The 16,746-nt window shown below is 46.5% G+C and carries 16 protein-coding genes; 2 read left to right on the forward strand and 14 right to left on the reverse strand.

Annotated features, from left to right (window positions below; translation table 11 throughout):
- Window positions 1-66: 66 nt before the first annotated feature.
- On the forward strand, window positions 67-1,623 hold the full coding sequence (locus tag BGM23_RS17555) for an MFS transporter (protein ID WP_046664316.1): 1,557 nt from the start codon (window positions 67-69) through the stop codon (window positions 1,621-1,623).
- On the opposite strand, the gene bstA is transcribed toward BGM23_RS17555, so the two are convergent.
- The 3 genes from bstA to estB form a co-directional block, all read right to left on the reverse strand.
- Window positions 1,620-2,156, reverse strand: coding sequence for a bacillithiol transferase BstA (gene bstA, locus BGM23_RS17560; RefSeq protein ID WP_003233581.1), 537 nt, complete (start codon window positions 2,154-2,156; stop codon window positions 1,620-1,622). The two genes, BGM23_RS17555 and bstA, sit on opposite strands and share 4 nt — an antisense overlap.
- A gap of 111 nt (window positions 2,157-2,267) precedes the next feature.
- Window positions 2,268-3,356, reverse strand: a complete 1,089-nt coding sequence (locus BGM23_RS17565) for an acyltransferase family protein (RefSeq protein ID WP_029317461.1) — start codon at window positions 3,354-3,356, stop codon at window positions 2,268-2,270.
- 218 nt (window positions 3,357-3,574) lie between these two features.
- Window positions 3,575-4,207 (reverse strand): esterase EstB, encoded by a 633-nt coding sequence (gene estB, locus BGM23_RS17570; protein ID WP_003243184.1) that lies wholly within the window; start codon window positions 4,205-4,207, stop codon window positions 3,575-3,577.
- A 272-nt stretch (window positions 4,208-4,479) separates the two neighbouring features.
- On the opposite strand from estB, the gene padR reads away from it, so the two are divergent.
- Entirely contained in the window at window positions 4,480-5,028 is a 549-nt protein-coding gene (gene padR / locus BGM23_RS17575; RefSeq protein WP_003233588.1) for a transcriptional regulator PadR, read from the forward strand.
- Between the two features lie 72 nt (window positions 5,029-5,100).
- Here padR and lnrN read toward each other — a convergent pair whose 3' ends face one another.
- The 11 genes from lnrN to catD form a co-directional block, all read right to left on the reverse strand.
- Window positions 5,101-6,258 carry a linearmycin resistance permease LnrN gene (gene lnrN / locus BGM23_RS17580; RefSeq protein WP_038829492.1) on the reverse strand — a complete coding sequence of 386 codons (1,158 nt, stop codon included), beginning with the start codon at window positions 6,256-6,258 and terminating at the stop codon, window positions 5,101-5,103.
- A 13-nt stretch (window positions 6,259-6,271) separates the two neighbouring features.
- Window positions 6,272-7,462, reverse strand: a complete 1,191-nt coding sequence (lnrM, locus tag BGM23_RS17585; RefSeq protein WP_046664317.1) for a linearmycin resistance permease LnrM — start codon at window positions 7,460-7,462, stop codon at window positions 6,272-6,274.
- 12 nt (window positions 7,463-7,474) lie between these two features.
- Window positions 7,475-8,410 carry a linearmycin resistance ATP-binding protein LnrL gene (gene lnrL / locus BGM23_RS17590; protein WP_024572985.1) on the reverse strand — a complete coding sequence of 312 codons (936 nt, stop codon included), beginning with the start codon at window positions 8,408-8,410 and terminating at the stop codon, window positions 7,475-7,477.
- 142 nt (window positions 8,411-8,552) lie between these two features.
- Window positions 8,553-9,215, reverse strand: coding sequence for a two-component system response regulator LnrK (gene lnrK / locus BGM23_RS17595; RefSeq protein WP_032726622.1), 663 nt, complete (start codon window positions 9,213-9,215; stop codon window positions 8,553-8,555).
- Complete coding sequence (gene lnrJ, locus BGM23_RS17600; protein ID WP_082359969.1) at window positions 9,212-10,414, reverse strand: two-component system sensor histidine kinase LnrJ; 1,203 nt, start codon at window positions 10,412-10,414, stop codon at window positions 9,212-9,214. The genes lnrK and lnrJ overlap by 4 nt, the downstream gene beginning before the upstream one ends.
- Window positions 10,415-10,537: 123 nt before the next feature.
- Complete coding sequence (locus tag BGM23_RS17605) at window positions 10,538-11,719, reverse strand: Gfo/Idh/MocA family protein (protein WP_010886447.1); 1,182 nt, start codon at window positions 11,717-11,719, stop codon at window positions 10,538-10,540.
- 9 nt (window positions 11,720-11,728) lie between these two features.
- Window positions 11,729-12,670, reverse strand: a complete 942-nt coding sequence (locus BGM23_RS17610) for a sugar phosphate isomerase/epimerase family protein (protein ID WP_003244504.1) — start codon at window positions 12,668-12,670, stop codon at window positions 11,729-11,731.
- A gap of 26 nt (window positions 12,671-12,696) precedes the next feature.
- Complete coding sequence (locus tag BGM23_RS17615; protein ID WP_003244331.1) at window positions 12,697-14,145, reverse strand: sugar porter family MFS transporter; 1,449 nt, start codon at window positions 14,143-14,145, stop codon at window positions 12,697-12,699.
- A gap of 174 nt (window positions 14,146-14,319) precedes the next feature.
- The gene (locus BGM23_RS17620) at window positions 14,320-15,264 is read right to left on the reverse strand and encodes an AraC family transcriptional regulator (RefSeq protein ID WP_003243004.1); all 945 of its coding nucleotides are present in this window, start codon (window positions 15,262-15,264) and stop codon (window positions 14,320-14,322) included.
- Window positions 15,265-15,357: 93 nt separating this feature from the next.
- A complete protein-coding gene (gene catE / locus BGM23_RS17625) occupies window positions 15,358-16,215 on the reverse strand; it encodes a catechol 2,3-dioxygenase (RefSeq protein ID WP_003233597.1) in 858 nt (285 codons plus the stop codon).
- A gap of 17 nt (window positions 16,216-16,232) precedes the next feature.
- Entirely contained in the window at window positions 16,233-16,637 is a 405-nt protein-coding gene (gene catD, locus BGM23_RS17630; protein ID WP_003244204.1) for a DoxX family oxidoreductase CatD, read from the reverse strand.
- Window positions 16,638-16,746: the final 109 nt, after the last annotated feature.

The following is a 16,746-nucleotide window of genomic DNA, read 5'->3' on the forward strand; positions in this document are numbered from 1 at the left end:
ATTTGACATTTAGTTCATTTAAAATGAATAATATACTTTGAATGAATAAAAAAGGGGTTGATGAATATGTCTGAAGCATTAACAGAGCAGAAAGGCCAAAAGTGGGCGATCAGCCTGTTTACGATTGGTGTATTTATGGCTGCGCTAGATAACGGAATTATTTCAGCTGCCTTAACAACGATAAACGAGTCGTTTTCCGTTTCTCCTTCCTGGGGATCATGGGGCATTACCCTTTATACGCTTGGTCTTAGCGTCAGTGTGCCAATCGTCGGAAAGCTTTCCGACCGCTACGGCAGAAAAAAACTCTTTCTCATTGAGGTTTGCCTGTTCGGACTTGGTTCTTTGCTTGTTGCTTTGAGCCAAAGCTTCCCGCTCTTTCTGATATCGCGGCTGATTCAGGCGCTTGGAGGCGGCGGGATTTTCATCATCGGCAGCTCTCACATTCTCGCGACCCTTCCAAAGGAAAAACAGGGGAAGGCGCTTGGGCTGCTTGGCGCAATGAACGGGATGGCCGCTGTGCTCGGGCCAAATATCGGAAGCTTTCTGCTTGATTGGACCGGGTCTTGGCATTGGCTGTTTTTGATTAATTTGCCGATTGCCGTGCTATTGGTTGTTTTCGGCTCATACTTTATCGCGGAAACAAAAGCACCTGAAGCTAAGCGCCTCGATGCGGCCGGAATCTTCCTTCTGTCCCTGTCGATTTTAGCCGTGATGTACGGCATGACGAACCTTGACGGGGCAAATCTCTTACACAGCTTGGGGAATCCGAAGGTTTATGGATGTATTATTTTTGGCATACTCTGTTTTGCAGCGCTTATCTCGTATGAAAAGATAGTTGAAATGCGAGGAGGCGATCCCATTTTGGCGTATTCTCTGCTGCGAAACCATATGTTTCAGCGCACGCTTATCATCGGTTTGTTATCCGGGGGGCTCTTGGCGGCAGTCATTTTTATCCCGTCATATGTCGAGCAGTATTTGGGTGTCCCTGCCGCAAAAGCAGGCTATTGGATGACACCGCTTGCGTTGGCTTCCGGAATCGGCGCTTGGCTTGGCGGAGCGCTTACCGACAAAAAAGGTCCTGTAAAAACCGTTATTCTTTCGGGAATCATCTCATGTGCGGGGTTTGCTTTATTTCCGCTCTGGGTGACGGAAAAATGGGAGTTTATAATCGCTAGTGTAGTCGCTGGGATCGGTTTTGGCTTTCTGTTAGGCGCTCCGCTGAACGTCCTTGTATCAGAAGCGGCAAAAACAAATAAGGGTACAGCGCTTGGCACGCTTTCATTAGTAAGGCAAATTGGACTGACCTTGGCGCCTACTCTTTATGCAGGTTTTATCACAGCCGGGTTTGACCAAATAGGTGATGAGATCAGCAGCCGCTTATCGGACAGCGGATATTCAGAAAAGGCGATGCAGATGATTCCGGAGATCGACAGTTCTGATGTTTCTTCTTTACAAGAACAAATCGAACGCATTCCCGTTCCTGAAGTCAAAACCGCGATAAGCGACGCCATTCATGCGAGTGTCGCCAGCGGCTATGATCATTTATATGCAGCGGCTGCTGTGATCTCACTTCTGGTGATTGCTGCTATCAGTATTCCGGCTTTCCGCCGGCAAAAGCGTTAAGACCACCCCATCCGTCTGGAAAGCTCCGTAATATGAGCGATATGGTGATGTGAGTGCCAGACATACAGGCCGAGCGCGTTCTCCAGGGTAATGATCTCCTTTGTATCAGGGTGATAAAATCCGCGCTTAAATTGCTGATCCGTCAGAGTGCGGAGCAGAGCCGTCCATCTTCCGTGAAGCTCCTGCAAAAGCGCGAGTGAGCCGCTCGGATCTGCCGTTTTCGAGTCTTTTAGCTCCGACCATGCTTTTTCATCATACGGACGGATAGCCGGTGTCTCTTCCGTCAAGCTCAATTTAAAACGAATATAGCTGTTCATATGACTGTCAGCCAGATGATGAATAACTTGCCGAACGGTCCATCCACCGTCCCGGTACGGTGTGTCAAGCTGGCTGTCCGTCATGCCCTCTACAGCTTGCTTCAATTTTGCCGGCACTTCTTCAAGCACTTGAATCCACTTATCTTTTTGCTCCTTCGATATGGATTCCCTCGGCTTGTATTCTCCTATTGGGTAGCTTAGATTGACTGATGTCATGCATGTTCTCCCTTCTTTTCACTCTTATCTTTTATTTTACAAGAAAAAGATTGTGTATGCTGTATGATTTAATACACAACAAGCGGCAGGAGCCCTCCTGCCGCTTGCTTTTCACCCTGCGTGATCACGCACTTCGACTGTTACCTTCTTCTGTTTTGGCTGATAAATTTTCCCCACAAATAAATACCCGTATTTGAATTTATTCAGTGCCCACGAGGTCAGAATCGGGCCGGCTGTACACACGGCAAACAGCAGGAGAACAGCCGGTACGGCAGGAATTTCGGGCATATTCAAAAGCAACACGTAGCCTATAATCATAAAATAGGCATGAAGCAGATAAATCGAAAAGGAATAGTTGCTGATAAACATCATGATTTTCGGCACATGCTTCATTTTGGAAAACAAGTGAAAACACAGGAAAATCATGCTTGTTGAATACAGCATGATATCAGGCCGCTTCGAGCTGATCATGCCGATTTCACCGACATAAGAAACAGTGACAACCAGCGCCCCAGAAGCAATTGCAGCGCCGTACACCACCCAGCGGTATTGGTTCAGCAGCGCTAAAAAACGCTTGTATTCTTTTCCGCAATAGTAGGCTAGACAAAAGTAGAAAAGCCAGCCTGCGAACGGAACCCAGAAGAACGGAAATGCCCCTCCCTCTTCAGAAGCAGGAGCCGGGCTGGCTGCGGAGAAATAGCCTAAATAAGCGGCTGTCACCACAAATGAGATAGACAGCACCCATTTCGGCGATGCTTTTTTCAAATACTCATGAAACATCATATGCAGCATGTAAAATTGAAAGATGACGAGAATGAAGTATCCGATAAAGTTTCCTAAGAATACGTTCTCCAGATATTTTTGCACAAACGCGAGAAAGGTTACCTCTCCCCCCATCGCACTGGTCATCAGCAGCGCATCGATGGCCGCGATAAATAAAAAAGGAACAAAAATCACTTTTCCCCGCTTCTTTAAAAAACCGTCAGGCACCCCATCAGGATAAGAACGGGCCAGTAAAAATTCAGAGATGAAAATAAAAGCGGGCGTGCTGAACATCAGGAGTGTGCGGAAAGAATCAACAGTGTGAGAAATATCTGCAAGAGCTTCTGCCTGAAGCATCAGGACCATTGAAATGATATGGAGCAAGACGACACTTAAGCACGAAATGCAGCGGATCATAAAAATTTCTTTAATTTGCATAACAGCGCTCCTTTTATTTCAAATTGATAGAAATCGATGGTTGTACCTTAACATGTCCGCTCTATTTGAAAAAGTGCCTGATGTCATAAATTGACGTATGCATGATAGACTAAGGTCATAAACCCCTCTGGCTTATTGGTGTATCTTTCTCAGACGAGATTGCTAGAAAAATGCAAAAAACCTGCCGTAACGGAGACTGCAGGTTTTTTATGAAGATATTAATTTGTATTGAGGCCTCCGCCATTCAGCCCTTCTTTGATATAGCCGTTCACTTGGCTATTAGAGAGCAAGCCAATATGACCGATGCCATAAAGCTGGATGTTTCGCGCTCCTTGTAACCGAGACAAGCTATTGATGACAATTTGATCATTGAGACTGTAAATAGATGTATAGAGGATCTTTTGATTAGGATCTGTACCCGGCAGCGCGGTTGATGACACTAAACCATTAGCCCCTCCAAGCGTTACGACATTTTGAATCTTATTGCCTCCGCCTAAATATTTAATATAGTACAGCGTATTGGCGCCTCCCATACTATGAGCCACAATATCTACTTTTTTTGCCCCCGTCTCTTTTAAAACACGGTCAACATATGAAGCAAGCTGCGGGCCGTTATTTAGGTTATTTCCTGTTTTATCATAAAAATCAATTGCGTACAGTTTGTTGCTTTGCCAGCCTTGAGAAATTAAGTAGTTTTTAATAGCGAAAAAGTTGTATGATGCACCACTTATTCCATGAACAAGAACGACAGGATTATGTACTGATTCAGCTTTTGCGCCAGACGGCGGAGCGGCTAAAACAGATAGAATCAGCGATAAACAAATAATGAATGCCATAAGTACTTTTTTCACGTTTATTCCCCCTTAAAATGTTGATAACACCAATTTCCTATTATACATAAAAAATCAATATGGTTAATATTTTTTCTGAAAATTAAATTTAAATCTCTTTTATATTGACGGAGATAAATCGGATACCTACTGACAAACCTTTTATCTTCATTTCCAAAGAGCCCGGTTGTGTTCCCTTCCTCCCTTTTCTATAATAAGGGGAATAGGCAGTTAGAATCACAGTTGAGCACCGGCTCATCTGTTTTGCGAAACAGCCAGACACGGAGGATAGCATGAGAGTATTAAAATACGCCATATTAGGGCTTTTGCGAAAAGGCGAATTGAGTGGATACGATATTACGAGTTATTTTAAAGAGGAGCTCGGCCAGTTTTGGAGCGCCAAGCACAGCCAGATTTACCCTGAGCTCAAAAAGCTGACGGATGAAGGATTTATCACGTTCCGGACAACGATTCAGGGCACAAAGCTGGAGAAAAAGATGTACACCCTGACAGACAGCGGAAAGCAGGAGCTGCATGACTGGCTGATCCGCCACCAGCCGATACCCGAGACGGTGAAGGATGAATTTATGCTGAAGGCTTATTTCATTTCTTGTCTATCGCGCCAGGAGGCTTCTGATTTGTTCAAAGACCAGCTGCAAAAACGCCAGGCCAAGCTTTCTGACTTACAGGGAAGCTATGAAAAGCTTATGGCTTCAGCAGAGCCGATGTCATTTTCTTCACCGGACTTCGGCCACTATCTTGTGCTGACGAAAGCGCTGGAGCGGGAGAAAAATTACGTTTCTTGGCTGGAATCAATTTTAGCTATGATAGATAAGGATTAACCGCAGTTCAGGCTGCACCCATACGAATGTACCCACATGCAAAAAAACATCTGCCTAAACGGCAGATGTTTTTTAGGCTCGGAGCGCTTTCAGCCCCGCTGCGAAAGTGATTGCTGCAAAAGCAAGCAAGATGCCGCAGATTCCGAGAATATCTGTGACGCGGGCACCGTTAGCGATAATCTCTGTCAGCCCGCTCATCGCCCACTTTTGCGGAAGAAATTCAGCGATGGATTGCATAAATTTCGGTTCAATGTCGATCGGCCAATACATCCCGCTCACCATACATGTTGCGATGACGAACAAGTTACCGAACGCAAGCTGCTGTTCTGGCGTTCTGACATTGGCCGCAATCATCAATCCAATGCCGACAACGGTCAGCAGAAAAAGCGACACCAACACCATAACCGCAGCCGGATTCCCCCAGTTGATGCCAAACAGCCAATGGGTTGCGAGAAGCAATATGCCAAATTGAATCCAGCCAATGACAAAGAAGGACAGCACATACCCAGCACCGATTTCGGCTCGGCTGACAGAGGCTGTAAGCAATCTGGACCATACGCCGTTTTTTCTTGCTTCTAAAATGGTTCCAGCCGCTCCCATCATGGTCAGCATGACAAACAGGATGGAAAACCCTGCTGCTCTGGAGGCTGTGTCACTTGCTTCCGCACCCTCTTTTTTATCACTGAGCGTCTGTCGTGTTACAGCCGGAACTGTATCTTCATGTTTTTTGGCGAAAACGGTTTTATACGCAGCCTTCCAGTTCTCTCCAGCTGTCTGCGATGCCGTTTTTGCCGCGGTCACCTGAATATTGAGCGTTGCCAATGTGCTTTCTGCATATTGTTTGACCATCGGCGCTTCCGACAGCTCAGGGCCGTGACGGAAAATCAGTTCAGGATGTTTGTCTTTTTCCAGCTGTGTCTGGAACGAGCGGGAAATGACGATGATCCCGGCAATTTTCTTTTGTTTCAGCTTTTCTGACGCTTTGCTTTCAGACATGTTTTCGAATACATACATATCATCGTGTGCCTTCAGCTGCCGAATATAATGCTGTGAGAGAATCGTATCGTCCTGATCAACGATTGCAAGCCGTACCTTATCATCATTGCCGCTGAGCATACTCCCAAATACAAAGGTAAGCAAAAGCGGGGCAGCAAACATGATCAAATAGTTCTGTGGCTTCTTAAAAATGAGAGAAAGCTCAATGCCGCAAATGGCTAGAATTTTTTTCACCTTTTGTACCTCCTTATCTTGTATGAAGCCGTCTGATACCAATTACAAGTGAACAAAAGCCGATCGCCGCAAAAAGAAGCACAGGCTTTTGAAGGTCAGCCCAGCCTCCCCCTTCCATTAAAGAAAGAAAGCCGTCAAGCGCCCAGCGATTTGGCACCGCTTTGGATACAGACTGCAAGACGTCCGGAAATTGGTACAGCGGCAGCATGGACCCGCCGAGAACCGCAAGCAATTGAATGCCGAAGCCGCCTATCGCATCTGCAGTTTTCATATCGCTGATGCACGACGCAAGCAGCATTGAAATACCAGATACAGCTGCGGCGTAAGAAAGCCCGAGTACACTCACGAACAGCAGATTACCGCCCCAGTCCACACCAAATACATTGATTGTGACGATCAGAAATATGAAAAATTGTATGATGGCAAACAGATACGTCCCAAGCCATTTTCCGAAGAGAATGACGGATTTTTGCGCAGGCGTCATCAGCATTCTGGCAAGCGTCTCCGTATCCTTTTCCTGTAAAAATGATTTCGCCCCGACTGTGATATGAAACAGCATAAACATGCAAAGCATTGCCGCCGAATAGTATTGAAAACTGTTAACGGCTTTGCTGCCCACAGATTTTTCCGCAATAGTCAGCTTGTCACCTGTTTCTTTTTCTAGCGTCTTTGCCAGCTTTTCTGCAAACTGTGCAGGGTCAAGTTTTCCTTGCTGTACAGCTTCCGTTTTGCTGATGTAGTCCATTGAGGCTGACGCGGCTTCCTTTACCGCTTTATATTGCTCTATAAAAGAGCTTGCAGCTGTTTCGATGATGGAAGTTTTCAATGTTTGATCAGGAGCGGCATAAACAACAGCTGAGGTTTTGCCGGCTTCCCAATTTTTTGGGATGACGATACCTACATCGATTTTCTTTTCATCAAGCAGTTTTTTCATCTTGTCTTCGCTGCCGGCTTTTGTGGCCTTTATCGACTTCATTTTTTTGAGAACATCTTTTGTAAACATGTTTGCTGCATCTGACTGGTCTGATTGAATGTAGCCGACTTTGATGTCATCAATCCGGCTGCCTCCGTCAACAACTGATCCGAGCGCCGCCCCTAAAATACACGTTAGGATCAGCGGCATTAGGATAAGCATCATAAACCCTTTTCTGTCCGTGATTCTGATTTTGACATCTTTCCATGCGATCCATATGCTTTTTTTCATGGCCGTCCCTCCTCAATCCCGCAACGTGCGGCCGGTCAGATTCAGAAACAGGCGCTCCAGATTCGGTTCCTGCACCTGAAGGGACAGCAGGTTTATATGATGAGCAGCAGCTTCAGCAAGCAGACTTGTGACGACTTTCTCATGATGAGCCGCAGAAATGTCAATTTTGAGCTCTGACTCTTGGACTGTTACATCATTCACATGAGCCAGGGAACGGATCGCCAAAAGAAACGCTTCATCGATCCCGCTGACCGTGAGCTGAATGATGGTATCGCCCCCAAGGCGGCTGCACAAATCAGTTTTTGTGCCAATCGCAATCATTTCCCCCTGATCAATTATCCCGATCCTGTCGCATAAAAACTCAACTTCTTCCATGTAATGACTCGTATAGATCACCGTCATGCCCGTTTCGTTGAGCTGTTTAACCGTTTCTAAAATGTGATTTCTCGATTGAGGGTCAATACCGACAGTAGGTTCATCCATAATCAGCAGCTCGGGCTTATGCATTAAAGCCGCACCGATGTTGATTCTTCGTTTCATCCCCCCGGAGAATGTTTCAATCTTATCTTTAGCCCGCTCAGTCAGACCGACATATTCAAGGACCTCTGCCGATCTTTTTTTGGCCTCACCGTGCGTAAGTCCGTACATTTTCCCCCAAAACATAAGATTCTCATGAGCCGTCAGCGTCGGATATAATGCAATTTCCTGCGGAACAATGCCGATTTTTTGTTTCGCTTTGGCCGTTTCTTTTCCGATGACATAGCCGCCCACCGTGATGTTCCCGCTGTCATGCGGCACAAGGCCGGAAATCATCGAGATGGTTGTGGACTTCCCCGCACCGTTTGGCCCGAGCAGACCGAACGACTCCCCCTTTTGGAGGGAAAAAGAAATACCTTTCACGATTGTTTTTTTCCCATATGCCTTTTTGATATTTTCTGCTTGCAGCACGTCGTCTCACTCCTTTTTTGATCCATTGCCATTGTAGAAGAAAGAAAGGCGTGCGGCATGTAGCGGCAGATAGAACATAGGGCATGAAAAAAAGGCCTGTAAAAGGCCTTTTCAGAGAAGCGTATATGCAAAACGTCATATGTCAAAAGACAGATACACCATATCTGACCGAGTAAATGGCGGCTTGGGTTCTGTCCCTGACAGCCAGCTTGCTGATAATATTTGAAACGTGGTTTTTGACTGTGCCTTCTGTAATGTAAAGCTTTTCGGCAATTTCTTTGTTATTCAGCCCGTACCCCAGCTCAGCCAGAACTTCGATTTCGCGCTCGGTCAGGCCGAGCAGCTCCTTAGGTTTTTCTATCTCATTTATTCCTTTCAGCTGTTTTTCACGCTTCCATTCATTCAGCATTTGGGCAGTCAATTCCGGCGGAAGCACCATTCCGCCAGAATGAACAGTCATCACCGCTTTTACAATCGTATCTGCCGACATATCCTTCAGCAGGTACCCGCTCGCTCCTTCTTCAAGCGCTTCAGCAATCAGCGCTGAATCCTTAAAGGTTGTCAGCATCAAAACCTTTACGCCGGGCAGCGAGCTTGTGATTAATTTTGTTCCCTCCACCCCGTTGGAAACCGGCATGCGGATGTCCATTAATACGATATCCGGCTCCAGCTCTTTCGCCTTTTCGAATGCTTCCTGTCCGTTTCGCGCCGTTGCGATCACATCGAGCTCTTCTCGGAGCTGGAGCAGGGATGCCAGCCCTTCTCTGACGATATCCTGATCGTCGGTAATGATGATCTTAATCATGATAAACTCTCCTTTTGCTGCACGGGCCTGAAGCTCCATTTTTTATTGGCAAGTGAAAATTCTGCATTCACAGTAAATCCTTGATCCTGTTCGCTTTCAAAGCGGATCATTCCGCCATGTTCCGCTGCCCGCTTTTTCATATTCAAGAGGCCAAAACCAAGTGCTGCCTCGGGATTGCCTTTGCCGTCATCCTTAATGACAAGGCTGATGCTGTCCGTTGTGCAGGCAAGCTGTATCGAACAAGCTGTGGCGCCGCCGTGCCGTTTGGCATTGGTCAGTGCTTCCTGCGCCGTTCTGATCAGGGTCGGATGGAGAGACAGCGGGATGATTGCAGGATCGCCGCTGACCGCAAATTCTGTTGTGACTCCTGCATTTTTGCAAAAGTCCTCTGTCAGCTGTTTCAGCGATTCGATTAGCGAAGGATCGTTTTCAGTTTGCAGAGTGCGTACTGATAAGCGGACATCATCAAGCGCTTCACGGGCAAGTGTTTCACAGACACCTACTGTCTCATCCGCTTTTTGGCTGTCTCTTTTTTGCCATTCACGCAAAAGCTGCAGCTGGACGAGAAGGGCCGTCATTTTATGCCCCACTGTATCATGGATTTCACGCGCCATTCTGTTCCGCTCGTAAATGGCAGTCAGCTCTTCAACCTGCTTCGCATATAAATGGAGCTCCTGATGTGCAGCAGACAGCGCCAGATGGGACTCCGTCAGTTCCTGAAACTGCTGTTTTGCCGTATCCTGCGCATCCAACAGCTTGCGGATTAATTTGCCCACGACACCGCAGAAGACAACGAATGTCATGCTAGTCAAATGATCAATGACAAATTCATTGCCGAACATCGCATATGTACGGATGAGGACGGTCAAAAATAAAATAGAGGAAAGACATAAGACAGACCATGCTGTTCTTTTAGGAAACCCCCGCAGAAAAAAGGCGACCGCAACCGGACAAAGCATAATAATGAACAAACCTGTGCCGGGAAAGATAAATCCGAACGAAAAGCCGATTGCAATATCAATCAGGCAGAACCAGATGGCATTTGTCTCTTTTGTCAGCAAAACATGATTGGCTGCATACATGGCAGCACCTGCTGCTATAAATACATATCCAAACCAGTTATCCTCTTTCACAATGGACAGATACATTAAACAGCTCACCATCAAGGTGAACATTCTCGTAAAAAAAAGAGCTTTCACGCTCATCACTCCCGATACCCAATTCCCTTCTTATCATACCTGCCTCAGGGCATTTTTGACAGGAGTTTCTGGAAAATAAAAACCGCATATGAACTTTATGTCATATGCGGCGCATTCCCTCATTTATTTAAATTCAACCCAAACTGACCCTTGGTTTGCCGAGCGCACGCAGTTCTCAATCCAGCGAATGCCCTCGATCCCTGCATCAATGTCAGGATAAACCAAGTTGTTCAAGATTTCTTCATCTTCACGGTTTTTGGCGTCTATCGCAATGGCAAATTTAAGATAAATATTGGCCCATGCTTCGGACAGCCCTTCGCTGTGTAAGGCGCCCAGTCGTTCATCGGCGTTGCAAACATCATCTAAATACGGCATGCCGCGAACGAGTGTCTGGCCCGGCTCTCCCTGCACTTCATACGTCAGTTCATTTGGCTTGCTGTCCCACCACTCAATGCTTGCCTTTGAGCCGACAATCCGGATTCTATGGCCATCCATACATCCGGCATTGATTGACGATGTCCACATCGTTCCGACCGCTCCATTTTCATAATGCATCAGCACATGGGCATTATCCTCTAGCGGTGCGCGGCTGCCGACGAAGCTCTGTCGGTCACACAGCAGCTCCTTAATTTTCATCTTTGGCATAATAAGCTGTGACATATAATACGTGTGGGTAGATAAATCGCCCAGCACAAAGCTTGGCCCGGCGATCGCAGGGTCGACACGCCATTTCTGTGCAGCGCTTATCTTTTCACCTTCATCTGTTGCACAAAAACCGTGTGTGTACTGCAAGTCAACCACGCGAATATCGCCGATCATTCCTTGTTCAATCATCGCACGCATTTGAAGAAGCATTTGATTGCCTGAAAAACCGTACGTCACGCCGACAATTTTCCCTTTTTTCTCTGCGAGCGCTTTGATTTCCTGCCCCTCTGCTGAAGTGAAGAACAGCGGTTTTTCACAGATGACATGCACTCCTGCTTCAAGCGCCGCCTTACAAATCTCATAATGAGTGCCGTTCGGAGTGGCAATCGATACTACCTCTATGCCATCCTGTCTTTTCGCTTCCTCGGCAAACATGGTTTGATAGTTGGGATAACAGCGTTCCGCATCCACTCCAAGGTTCACCCCGAAATCTTTTCCTCTTTCGGCATCGATATCAAAAGCGCCAGCAGTTAATTGAAAAGCAGTATTGTCTCTCAGCGCTCCAATACGATGTTTATATCCAACCTGGCTGAGCCGCCCGCCGCCTACCATTGCCCAGCGAAGCGGCTTAGAGATGATTCTTTCTCCATTTAGCATCATGAAAACCTCCTATTGGCTGATGGTTTGTTTTAAAGCTTCTACAGAAGTACGGATGCCCGCTTCAGGTGACATCGTCAGATCCTCCATTTCTAAAGAAACCTCACCTTCATATCCCATCATTTTTACAACTGAAAAAAATTCCTTCCACCACTGTAAATCCTGTCCACAGCCGACAGCTACGTAATTCCACGCCCGGTTTGCAGGATCTGTCACTTCTTTTGTTTCTAAAAGTCCGTTGACCGCCGATAAATATCTTTCAATTCTGACATCTTTCCCATGGACATGGTGAATGGCTGAGCCGAGCTCCCTTGCTGCGATGATCGGGTCTGCGCCCATCCATAACAAATGGCTCGGGTCAAGATTCAAACCGACCATCGGGCCGACTGCATTTCTGAGCCGAAAGAGAGTCTCAGGATTATAGACTAATTGAGAGCTGAAGTTCTCAAGCGCTATTTTCCCCACGCCGCAGGCCTCCGCTTTTTTGACAAGCTTCTTCCAATATGGGATCGCAACGTCTTCCCATTGATAGTTGAGGATATCTTTTAAAACGGGAGGCCAGCTTACTGTGTATGTGATCCAGTTCGGCACTTTGTCGTCCGGGCCGCCGGCTGGCAAACCGCTCATCATGATCACTTTTTTGACGCCTAATAATCCAGCCAGCTCCATCGTTTTGTCAGTTATGTCTCTGTGCGATTTGCCCAATTCACCCGGATCTAAAGGGTTCCCCGAGCAGTTTAATGCGCAAAGTGTCATGTTCCGCTTTTCCAGCGCTTGTGAAAATTCTTTTCTTTTTTCGCTGCTTTGCAGCAATTCATCAAGATTCAAGTGAGGTGCCGGCGACCAGCCCCCGGTTGTCATTTCAAGTGTATCGATCCCAAGCTTTGCGGCAAAATTGAGCATGTCTTCAAAAGGCAAATGCCCTAGGCTGTCTGTTACATAAGATAGTTTCATTGATAGATTCCTCCTGGTATCTCAGGTTACGATAAGTGAGTTGTTTGATTTTGGATTTCCTGATCAGCGCGGCGGCCATACTGGCGAAAGGAATGCTCAAGCTGTTCAAGTGACCGCCCTTTTGTCTCAGGCACATATTTTTTCACAAATAGAATCGCTAGGATATTCATAGCGACAAAGATAAAAAATGTCGCCGACATCCCAATATGATTGAGCAAAATGGGAAAGGTGAATCCAATGAGAAAGTTAGCTGTCCACAAGCAGAAGGTGCTGATCCCCATGCCAAGCCCCCGCACATGCATAGGAAAGATTTCCGAGAGCATCAGCCACGTCACCGTAGAAATGGCAGTCTGCTGAAACGCAAGAAACAAAATGGTCAAACTCAGCACAACATACGGCAGGGCGGGTGTTCCTTCAAGGACAATGGATAAAATCCCGATCAGCAGAAGGGCTGTCATCGTGCCAATCTGTCCGATGATCAGCATGGGCCGGCGACGGACTTTGCCGAGAAGCCATATCCCAAAAATGACCGCAATAACTGAAATAACACCGTTTGCAATATTGCCGATTAATGCAGCTTCTGTTTGAAAACCGGCTTCTCTCAGAATTTCTGTCCCATAGTACATAATCGAATTGACACCGGTAATTTGCTGTACGATGGCGATTCCAATCCCAATGAATAGAATGCGCCTTATCCACGGCTCTTGAAAATCATGAAAGCCGGCCTTTTTTGCTGTGCCCTCAATCGCATGTTTGATTTCTTTTATTTCCTGCTGTGCCTGACTGTCTTCACGGATTTGCCGAAGCACCCGCAGGGCGTCACCCATTCTGCCTTTAGCTGCCAGCCAGCGCGGGCTTTCAGGCACGATGAGCATTCCGAACCATAACACAACAGCCGGAAGTGTCGCGATGACCAGCATATACCGCCATACATTTGCGCTCTCCCCCATTGTGCTGCCAATAATGGCGTTAAAGGTGTATGCCAGAAGCTGGCCAATTACGATCATCAGTTCATTTTGTGTCACGATTCGTCCCCTGCGTTCTGCCGGCGAAATTTCCGCTAAAAAGGTTGGAACCGTTACAGAAGCGCAGCCAACCGCCAGTCCAAGCAGAAAACGAAAGGCAATCATCACGGACGCGTTTGGTGAAAAGGTACAGCCAAGTGTGGCTGCGATGAAGAGTAAGGCTAAATAAAGGATCGTTTTTCGGCGGCCGTGCCGATCGGACAGACGTCCTCCAAACATCGCCCCGAAGGCTGCCCCGAGAAGCAGGGAACTCGCAACCAGTCCTTCTGTAACAGGTGTAAGATTCAGCTGACCTGCAGTTGCCATAAAAGGAAGTGCCCCATTAATGACACCCGTATCATAACCGAACAACAGGCCGCCGAATGTAGATACCAATGTAATCGTTCGTAAAAGCCCTTTATGAGCTAAGCTTTCTTTTCCTATTACAGCCTCTTTCTTTTTTGTACTCACGGCTTTCTTCCCCTTCTTTCAAGAATGGCAGAGCACCCGACACCAAGCATAAGCCAATGCATCCCTCCTTCAGCAATACCCCTTGTTGTAACCGCTTTCTAAAAAGATTATAAGACAACGAGATTTCTCGCGTCTTTATCATATGAAGACATTGTTTTGTCATTTCAGGACATCTTATTCGTGCGGCTTGGCCTGTTCGATTTTTTGAAAAGGTTTATTGATTTGAAATGCGGTCATTTTTGAGTCTTTATAAAGGGAGCGGAAAAGCCCTGGAGAGCTGCCGATTTTAGCGGAAAAGACGCGAGTGAAATAATGTACTGAGAAACCGATTTCTTCCGCTATTTCTTTAATCGACAAATTCGTTGATTTCAGCAGTTCGGCAGCTTTGTTTATTTTTTCATTTTGGACAAATTCTGAGTAGCTGACGCCCAGTTCTGCTGCAAATAAACGTGATAAATGCCTCCCTGAGATATGAAAGTGGCTAGCGACATCCGTCAGCTTTAACGGCTGTGACAGATTGTCTTTTATGTGCAGTTTCACCTCTGTCAGCAAAGCAGAAGATGTGTGAATGGGCTGCTTTTGTTTCGGGCGTTGGGCGTACGGGAGAAAGGTTTGGATTAATGACAGGATCAATGCATGCGACAAATGAGATAGGATCTCTTTGTCAAAAGCATTGACAGGTTGCGCTGCTTGCAGCATTAACGTTTTCCAAAGCAGGCCCGGCGGTTCGCCATCTTTCAATTGCATTGTGATAAAGGGGCTTTGTTTCACTTCTTCCATCACTTTGATCCATTCGGCGCTTGACTGATCCTCGCTCAGCTCGAAAGCGACGTAAAAAAGGAACAGCCCTGTTTCACTTTTGATTTGGTGCAAATGCTCCGGCTTTGACAAAAAAATCGTCTGTTCACGAAGCGGATATGTACGATCGCCTTCAAGGTAATATCCTTCACCTCTTACCACGTAACAAATTTCATAAAAGGAATGCTTATGAAGCAGTGTGTTATAGTGGTTCGTCATCGCTCCCCAGTAGTGGACGTAAAATGAAACATCCTTTTGCTCTAAGCGATGCACATATTGATTTAATGCTATTTTGCCCGTCACAAGGTGGTTGAGTTCCATGTAAACGCCTCCTAACAAGTTGGTTCTCTCATCATAACAAGGCGGACAAAAATAAAAAATCCCCCTGCCGTTATTTCGGCAAGGGGATTGCAGTTAAATCACAAATGTAATATAGGCGCCGGAAACAGGGTCTTTCACACGAAAGCTGTTTTCCGTCTCTTCAATCGAATACCCGGCATGTTTGACTCGGTTTGCCACCAAATCCAGCTCCTCTTGGTGGGGCAGGACAACAGTATAATAATCTAGTCCGCTGGCATTTGTCGGTTTAGGCGGCGCATTTCTTCCCGCCCAAATGTTTAAGCCGATATGATGGTGGTACCCCCCGGCTGAAACGAAGAGGGCGGACATGCCCGCATAGTTTCCGACAATGTCAAAGCCCAGTACATCTGTATAAAACGCCTTTGCTTCTTTCAAATCACTGACATGCAGATGAATGTGTCCGATGATTGTATCGTTCGGAAGCGATGTTTTCCGCTCATCTCCTGCCTCTTCCAGAAGGCCCTCAATGTCAACAGCGGTTGTCGTCATGACGTAGTTTCCTTCCCGATCACGCTGCCACGTGCTGCGGGGGCGGTCAGCGTACATTTCAATGCCGTTTCCGTCAGGATCAGACAGGTAGAGCGCTTCGCTGACAGCATGGTCTCCATGTCCGATAGCAATGCCGTGTTCAATCAGGCGGGCGAGCGCGATCCCAAGTTCTTTCCTGTCCGGAAGAAGAATCGCAAAGTGATAAAGGCCTGTCACAGACCGTTCAGGCAAGACGACAGCGCTCGGATTTTCTTCAAGAATAAGCAGTACGCGTTTCCCGTCAGCCGTTAATTCCGCTTGGCGGTCCGTCTTTTTTAAGACTTGAAAACCGATGACGTTACAGTAGAACTGAAGCGAACGCTCCAGACTGCGAATTGTGAGTTTGGCATAGCCAATGTGTGTATCCTCATGAATGCTGGTCATGCTGCATGCCTCTTTTCTTATGCTGAAACGTTTCCGTTCTTTTTTCCTTTAAACACAAATGGGTCCAGCGCCAGGAATCGACTTCCAGTAAGCGCCAGGTGAATGGATGTCAAAAGCAGAAGGTAATCAAATTCTGCATTGCCCATGAATGGCGCTTTCAGCTTAACAGTGATGATGGCGCCGATCAGTGTAAGAGCGAACAGTACACCGACAATACGTGTAGCCAATCCGAAGAAGACAAGCACTCCGCCAATCAGTTCAATCGCTGCGATGACATACGCCATAAAGCTTGGAAGGCCTATGCTGCCGAAAAATTGGATGGTGCCCTCCATTCCCTGAAACTTTGATAAACCGTGAACAAAAAAGATAATACCTGTAATAACTCTTAAAAGTAATGTGCCAATTTCAAATGATTTATTCATTTTATCCTCCTTGATAAATGTTATCACTTACTTAATGTAAGCTAGTATATATACATAACTTGTTTACGTCAAGTAATTTTGTTACATTTTACGAAAATGAAATAAAAGT

The sequence above is a fragment of the Bacillus sp. FJAT-14266 genome, from assembly GCF_001719225.1.
Classification (GTDB): Bacteria; Bacillota; Bacilli; order Bacillales; family Bacillaceae; genus Bacillus; species Bacillus subtilis.